This window comes from Cupriavidus sp. WS, assembly GCF_000395345.1.
Lineage (GTDB): Bacteria > Pseudomonadota > Gammaproteobacteria > Burkholderiales > Burkholderiaceae > Cupriavidus > Cupriavidus basilensis_B.
In genome coordinates, this window is the sequence record NZ_AQPL01000432.1 from 1 (window position 1) to 5,957 (window position 5,957).

Consider the following 5,957-nt stretch of genomic DNA (forward strand, 5'->3'; position numbering starts at 1 on the left):
TTCCGTTTTCTGAGACGACCCCTGCCTCGCCGGAAGTGGCGATGCTCGAGAAAAAAAGCCGCCTCGATCTCGGGCGGCTCCAGGGGAGGGCAGGGGGGCGATCACCGCTTGCAATGCACCAGGTCGTCGTTCACCCACGCACTTTCGACCAGGCCGTTTTCGCGCAGCTCGTCGCACGCTTCGCCTACCTGCTCGCGCCACTTCTTCGGCCGGGTGGAATCCGAGCCGCACATCAGCCGGAACGTCTCCAGCTTGAGCGGGTACGGCTCCTTGTGGGTGGCGAAGTAGTCGAACATGCGCCGCGCGGTGGGCGACAGCTTGCGGTACTTCTCCCACACGAATTTCGTGTAGTGGTCGCCGGCGAACAGCACCACGATTTCGGCGTCGATCTCGACCTGGCAGCGCGACGTGCGCTTGCCGCGATCCAGGACGCGGAAGCGCCGGATCAGCGACACCGATTCGAGCCGGCCGATGCGTTGGGATGAGAACTGCATGGCCGACGCCTGGAGCCGCGTCAGGCATTCCTCGGCCCTTGTGTAGTACCGACCGTTGATTGACCAGTCCAAGTCCTGGCAAAGCTCGTAGAACGTGAAGGAAACCGGCTCTCCGAGCGCGGTGCGCTTCGCGTACTCCAGCACCTGGGCGAATACCAGCTCGTCGTCGTCGGCGCGCAGCTCGATCCCGGTGTAGGTGATCTCCACGTCTTTGTTGACGTGGTAGATCGACTGGCCTTGCAGCGCGGCGCGCGGCACCTTCTTGTTGCGGACGGTGAAGATCGCCGACCGCCCGAAGTCGTTGGGCAGTGCCCGCATGTGATCCGGCCAGGGAGCCAGGTCGAACAGCGAGAGCTGCATGTCCTTGATCTGCTGCTTCGTGTGCTTGAGCAAGGCCGTCTGCTTGGCCTCGCTGACCTTCTCGGCCAGCTCACCGCCGGCCGTTCGCTTCTTGGTCGCCATCGCACTACTCCGTTTGTCCTGGGCCAGCGCGCCGATCTGCTCGGCCATCTTGTTCACGGCGGTGCGCGGTTCGGGCGGCAGGCCCATCGTGCGCGCAAGCTCGGCCGATTCCTGCGCCATGCGCTCGGATCGCTCGACGGCGGCACTTGCCGGCGTCGGTAGCTTCGGCGGCAAAGCCGCCTCGTTGTCGCCGGCCGTGGCCGGCAGCTCGAAGAGGGAACCGGCGGGGCGGAAGGCCCCGCCGGCGCTGCCCGAGTCCCTGCGAGCGGCGGCGGTACGGGCGGCAAGGTCGGTGGCGTCGGCTTCGCTAAGCCCGCCCTCGATGAGCTTGCGCCTGTATTCCTGCTCGTTGAACTCGTTCTGCATCTAATCTCCCTCCTAGCATACTGCCCGGCCGTGGCCGGGCCTGGCCTTACTGGCCGCCGCCTGGCGCTTTGGTGTCCAGGTATTCGATTTCCTCGGCGATGAAATCGAAGCCGTATTCGGTCTTGCCGTCCTTCTCGTACTTCGTCGGCTCGATGCGGCCCTGGACGAACACCTTGGAGCCTTTGCCCAGGTACTTGCCCGCGTTCTCGGCCAGGCCGCCGAACGACTTGATGCGGAAGAAGTCCGTCTGCTCCTGCTTCGCACCGGCTGCGTTGCGCCACACGCGATTGACAGCCAGGTCGAAAACGGCGCGGGCGCTGTTTTCGCTATGGCGAACGTCGGTATCGCGGGTAAGATTACCGATAAACTGGAACAGGTTGTGGCTCATTCGTCATGCTCCTTTCGCTAATGGAGTCGTCAGTTTAGCTAAACCTGCGTCCGTGGTCAAGAACTTTAGCGGCTAAAATTTTCTGCCGCCCGCACCGAGAAGGCATACGGGCCTTGTACAACTACATCTTCTTCACGAACGTGCTCCGGCTGCTCGATGAGCGGCACATGACGAAAAAGGAGCTATCGGACAGGTCGGGGGTTTCGATCTCCTTCCTGTCCGATCTCACTACTGGCAAAGCCAACCCCTCCCTAAAGGTGATGGAGGACATTGCGCAGGCCCTTGAAACTCCCCTGCCGCTCCTGCTTGAATCGACCGACCTGGACAAAGAAGCCCTTGACACCCTGGCCGGCGGCAAGGCACCCCGAAGCCTGCCGCCAGGCTTCGAGCGCGTGGCGGCCGTGCTGCCAGAACACCAGGCGTTCATCGTCAAGAAGTGGGGCGAAGCGACAAGGAAGAAACTTAGAGGGAGTTGACGCCAGGATGTGAGAAGGGAAGGGAAGCGGCGCGGAACTGAGCCACAAGAGCCAGCCAAGTTTTAGCCGCTAAAGCCCGCCGGGGTGGCTCAACCCCCGGACAACCCATAACGCAAACGCCACGGGTTCGGCGCGAGGGCGCACGGAGCATGCGCCGCGTTGTCGCCTCTTTCGCCCCTGCAATCCGCGATGCAACGTCGCGGCCGAAGTCACCCTTGTGCGCTTCGGTGTTGCGGTCGAAATTAGTTCGGTATATCGTATGAACCTGTGTAGAATGCGCGAAACGCAACGGCATACAGGGCATACGGAATGACCGACCAGAAACCAGAACACAACAGCATCAAGGAACGGGCGAAGAAGAAGCTCGAACGCGACATGGGGCCGGAGCTGCTGGCCGCCCTCAACGATCCCAAGACCGTTGAAATCATGCTCAACGCGGACGGCAAGCTCTGGCTCGAACGCCTGGGCGAGCCGATGAAGTGCATCGGCACGCTGCGCGTCGCGCAGGCGCAAGCCATCATCGAAACCATCGCGGGCTACCACGGCAAGGAAGTCACGCGCTCCAAGCCGATCCTGGAAGGCGAGCTGCCCCTTGATGGCAGTCGCTTCGCCGGCCAGCTCCCGCCGGTTGTGCCCGCACCCACCTTCGCCATTCGGAAGAAGGCCGTCGCCATCTTCACGCTCGATCAGTACGTCGAACGCGGAATCATGACCGCGCCGCAGCGCGAGGCATTGATTGCAGCGGTGCGCGCGCACCGGAACATCCTTGTGATCGGCGGCACCGGCTCGGGCAAGACCACGCTGGTGAACGCGATCATCAACGAGATGGTGATTCAAGACCCGACCGAGCGGGTTTTCATCATCGAGGACACCGGCGAAATCCAGTGCGCCGCCGAGAACTACGTCCAGTACCACACCAGCATCGACGTGAACATGACGGCGCTGCTGAAAACCACCCTCCGCATGCGCCCCGACCGAATCCTGGTCGGCGAGGTGCGCGGCCCCGAAGCCCTTGATCTGTTGATGGCCTGGAACACCGGGCACGAAGGAGGTGCTGCAACCCTGCACGCAAACAACGCCAAAGCTGGATTGGATCGGCTCGCCATGCTCATCAGCATGCACCCCGATTCCCCGAAACCCATTGAACCGCTTATCGGCGAGGCGGTTCACGTGGTTGTTCATATCGCCCGCGTCGAAGGCTCGCGGCGCATCCAGGAAATCTTGGAGGTTTCCGGGTTCGCCAACGGCCAGTACATCACCAAAACCCTCTGACTAGGAGTTACGACCAATGCAAGCAACCTTCCCGGCATTCCGCCTCAACCGCAACGCCCTGTTCTACATGGGCCTCTTCGCCCTCCTGGCGTTCTTCCTGCTGGCCCCCCAGCACGCATTCGCCTCCGAGGGCACCGGCGGCTCTCTGCCGTATGAGAGCTGGCTGACCAACCTCCGCAACTCCGTCACCGGCCCGGTGGCCTTCGCGCTGTCGATCATCGGCATCGTGGTCGCCGGCGGCATCCTGATCTTCGGCGGCGAACTCAACGGCTTCTTCCGCACGTTGATCTTCATCGTCCTGGTCATGGCCCTGCTGGTCGGCGCGCAGAACATGATGAGCACGTTCTTCGGCCGTGGCGCGGAAATCGCCGCCCTGACCGATGGCGCGCTGCACCAGGTCAAGGTCGCCGCGCTGGACGTGGCCGGCTTCCCCGGCGAAGCCGTCATGCGCTGGGCCGAGCGCGGCCACATCGCGGGGTAAGTCATGGCTCTGCGCGCGATCCCCATCCGTAGGGCCGGCAACCGAGAAAACCTGTTCATGGGCGGGGATCGTGAGCTGGTGATGTTCTCGGGCCTGCTGGCCGGCGCGCTGATTTTCAGCGCCCAAGAAGTGAGGGCAACGGTGTTCGGCATCGCCTTGTGGTTCGGCGCGCTCTTCGCGCTGCGCCTCATGGCGAAGGCCGATCCGAAGCTGCGACACGTGTACCTGCGGCACCGCCGGTACAAGCCGTACTACCCGGCTCGCAGCACGCCCTTCCGTGACAACACGCCGAGTCAAGGGAAGCAATACAAATGATCGAAGCAATCGCAATTGCCATTGCTGTGCTCGGTGCGGTTCTGTTGCTCATCCTCTTTGCCCGCATCCGGGCTGTCGATGCCGAGCTGAAGCTCAAGAAGCATCGCGCCAAGGATGCCGGCCTGGCCGATCTGCTCAATTACGCCGCCGTGGTCGATGACGGCGTGATCGTGGGCAAGAACGGCTCCTTTATGGCCGCCTGGCTGTACAAGGGTGATGACAACGCCAGCAGCACCGAGGAACAGCGGGAAATGGTGTCGTTCCGCATCAACCAGGCCCTGGCGGGCCTGGGGAACGGCTGGATGGTGCATGTCGATGCTGTGCGTCGGCCTGCGCCGAACTACTCGGAGCGGGGCGTGTCATCGTTCCCCGACTCCGTTTCCTTCGCCATTGACGAGGAACGCCGGCGCTTGTTCGAGGGCCTGGGCGCGATGTTCGAGGGCTACTTTGTCCTGACCGTCACGTGGTTCCCGCCAGTGCTGGCCCAGCGCAAGTTTGTCGAACTCATGTTCGATGACGATGCGGTGGCTCCCGACCATACGGCGCGCACTACGGGCCTGATTGCGCAGTTCAAGCGCGAGATCACCAGCCTGGAATCGCGCCTGTCCTCGGCGGTCAAGATGACGCGCCTGCGCGGCCAAAAAGTCGTGTCGGAAGAGGGCAGGGAAGTCACGCACGATGACTTCCTGAGCTGGTTGCAGTTCTGCGTGACGGGCCTCCATCACCCGGTCATGCTGCCCAGCAATCCGATGTACCTCGATGCGGTAATCGGCGGGCAAGAGCTGTGGGGCGGCGTCGTGCCCAAGATCGGGCGCAAGTTCATCCAGGTGGTCGCCATCGAAGGCTTCCCCTTGGAGTCAACGCCTGGGGTGCTCTCGGCCCTGGCCGAGCTGCCCAGCGAATACCGCTGGTCGAGCCGCTTCATCTTCATGGATCAGCACGAGTCCTTGAAGCACCTGGACAAGTTCCGCAAGAAGTGGAAGCAGAAGATTCGCGGCTTCTTCGATCAGGTGTTCAACACGAATACCGGCTCGATCAACCAGGACGCGGCCGCGATGGTCGGCGACGCCGAGGCGGCCATCGCCGAGGTCAACAGCGGCTTGGTGGCGGCCGGCTACTACACCAGCGTAGTCGTGCTGATGGACGAGGATCGGGAGCGCCTGGCGGCCTCCGCGCTCCTGGTCGAGAAGGCCGTCAACCGCCTGGCCTTCGCGGCCCGTATCGAGACGATCAACACGCTCGATGCGTACCTGGGCAGCTTGCCCGGCCACGGCGTCGAGAACGTGCGCCGGCCGCTCATCAACACGATGAACCTGGCCGACCTGCTGCCGACAAGCTCGATCTGGACGGGCAGCGCCACGGCTCCGTGCCCGATGTACCCGCCGCTGTCGCCGGCGCTCATGCACTGCGTGACGGTGGGCGCTACGCCGTTCCGCCTGAACCTGCACGTGCGCGACCTGGGCCACACCTTCATGTTCGGCCCGACCGGCGCAGGCAAATCGACGCACCTGGGCATCATCGCCGCGCAGCTCCGTCGCTACGCCGGCATGTCGATCTACGCCTTCGACAAGGGCATGTCGATGTACCCACTCGCGGCCGGCATCCGCGCGGCCACGAAGGGCAAGAGCGGCCTGCATTTCACGGTGGCCGCCGACGATGACCGCCTGGCGTTCTGCCCGCTCCAGTTCCTCGAAACGAAGGGG

Annotated in this window: 7 protein-coding genes; 5 read left to right on the forward strand and 2 right to left on the reverse strand. The window is 63.5% G+C overall.

The window, feature by feature from the left end; all coding sequences use genetic code 11:
• Nucleotides 1–101: 101 nt before the first annotated feature.
• Both trfA and K206_RS0129790 read right to left on the reverse strand, forming a co-directional pair.
• Entirely contained in the window at nt 102–1,322 is a 1,221-nt protein-coding gene (gene trfA / locus K206_RS0129785; protein WP_011114072.1) for a plasmid replication initiator TrfA, read from the reverse strand.
• Between the two features lie 46 nt (nt 1,323–1,368).
• Nucleotides 1,369–1,710: a single-stranded DNA-binding protein gene (locus K206_RS0129790; protein WP_000019167.1), complete on the reverse strand. Its 342-nt coding sequence runs from the start codon at nt 1,708–1,710 to the stop codon at nt 1,369–1,371.
• A gap of 113 nt (nt 1,711–1,823) precedes the next feature.
• On the opposite strand from K206_RS0129790, the gene K206_RS0129795 reads away from it, so the two are divergent.
• From K206_RS0129795 to K206_RS0129815, 5 genes are all read left to right on the forward strand, one after another.
• On the forward strand, nt 1,824–2,186 hold the full coding sequence (locus K206_RS0129795; protein WP_011114045.1) for a transcriptional regulator: 363 nt from the start codon (nt 1,824–1,826) through the stop codon (nt 2,184–2,186).
• Nucleotides 2,187–2,495: 309 nt separating this feature from the next.
• Complete coding sequence (gene trbB, locus K206_RS0129800; protein ID WP_000132020.1) at nt 2,496–3,458, forward strand: P-type conjugative transfer ATPase TrbB; 963 nt, start codon at nt 2,496–2,498, stop codon at nt 3,456–3,458.
• A 16-nt stretch (nt 3,459–3,474) separates the two neighbouring features.
• Entirely contained in the window at nt 3,475–3,939 is a 465-nt protein-coding gene (gene trbC / locus K206_RS0129805) for a conjugal transfer system pilin TrbC (RefSeq protein ID WP_011114046.1), read from the forward strand.
• A 3-nt stretch (nt 3,940–3,942) separates the two neighbouring features.
• Nucleotides 3,943–4,254, forward strand: coding sequence for a conjugal transfer protein TrbD (locus K206_RS0129810; RefSeq protein ID WP_001207961.1), 312 nt, complete (start codon nt 3,943–3,945; stop codon nt 4,252–4,254).
• The coding region (locus tag K206_RS0129815) for a hypothetical protein (RefSeq protein ID WP_020205999.1) at nt 4,251–5,957 on the forward strand (1,707 nt) is incomplete at its 3' end. The genes K206_RS0129810 and K206_RS0129815, both read left to right, overlap by 4 nt.

Bases quoted from the DNA above. Each gene is read 5' to 3' on its own strand.
- trfA (WP_011114072.1), bottom strand. From the start codon at position 1,322: ATGCAGAACGAGTTCAACGAGCAGGAATACAGGCGCAAGCTCATCGAG.
- K206_RS0129790 (WP_000019167.1), bottom strand. From the start codon at position 1,710: ATGAGCCACAACCTGTTCCAGTTTATCGGTAATCTTACCCGCGATACC.
- trbB (WP_000132020.1), top strand. From the start codon at position 2,496: ATGACCGACCAGAAACCAGAACACAACAGCATCAAGGAACGGGCGAAG.
- trbC (WP_011114046.1), top strand. From the start codon at position 3,475: ATGCAAGCAACCTTCCCGGCATTCCGCCTCAACCGCAACGCCCTGTTC.
- K206_RS0129810 (WP_001207961.1), top strand. From the start codon at position 3,943: ATGGCTCTGCGCGCGATCCCCATCCGTAGGGCCGGCAACCGAGAAAAC.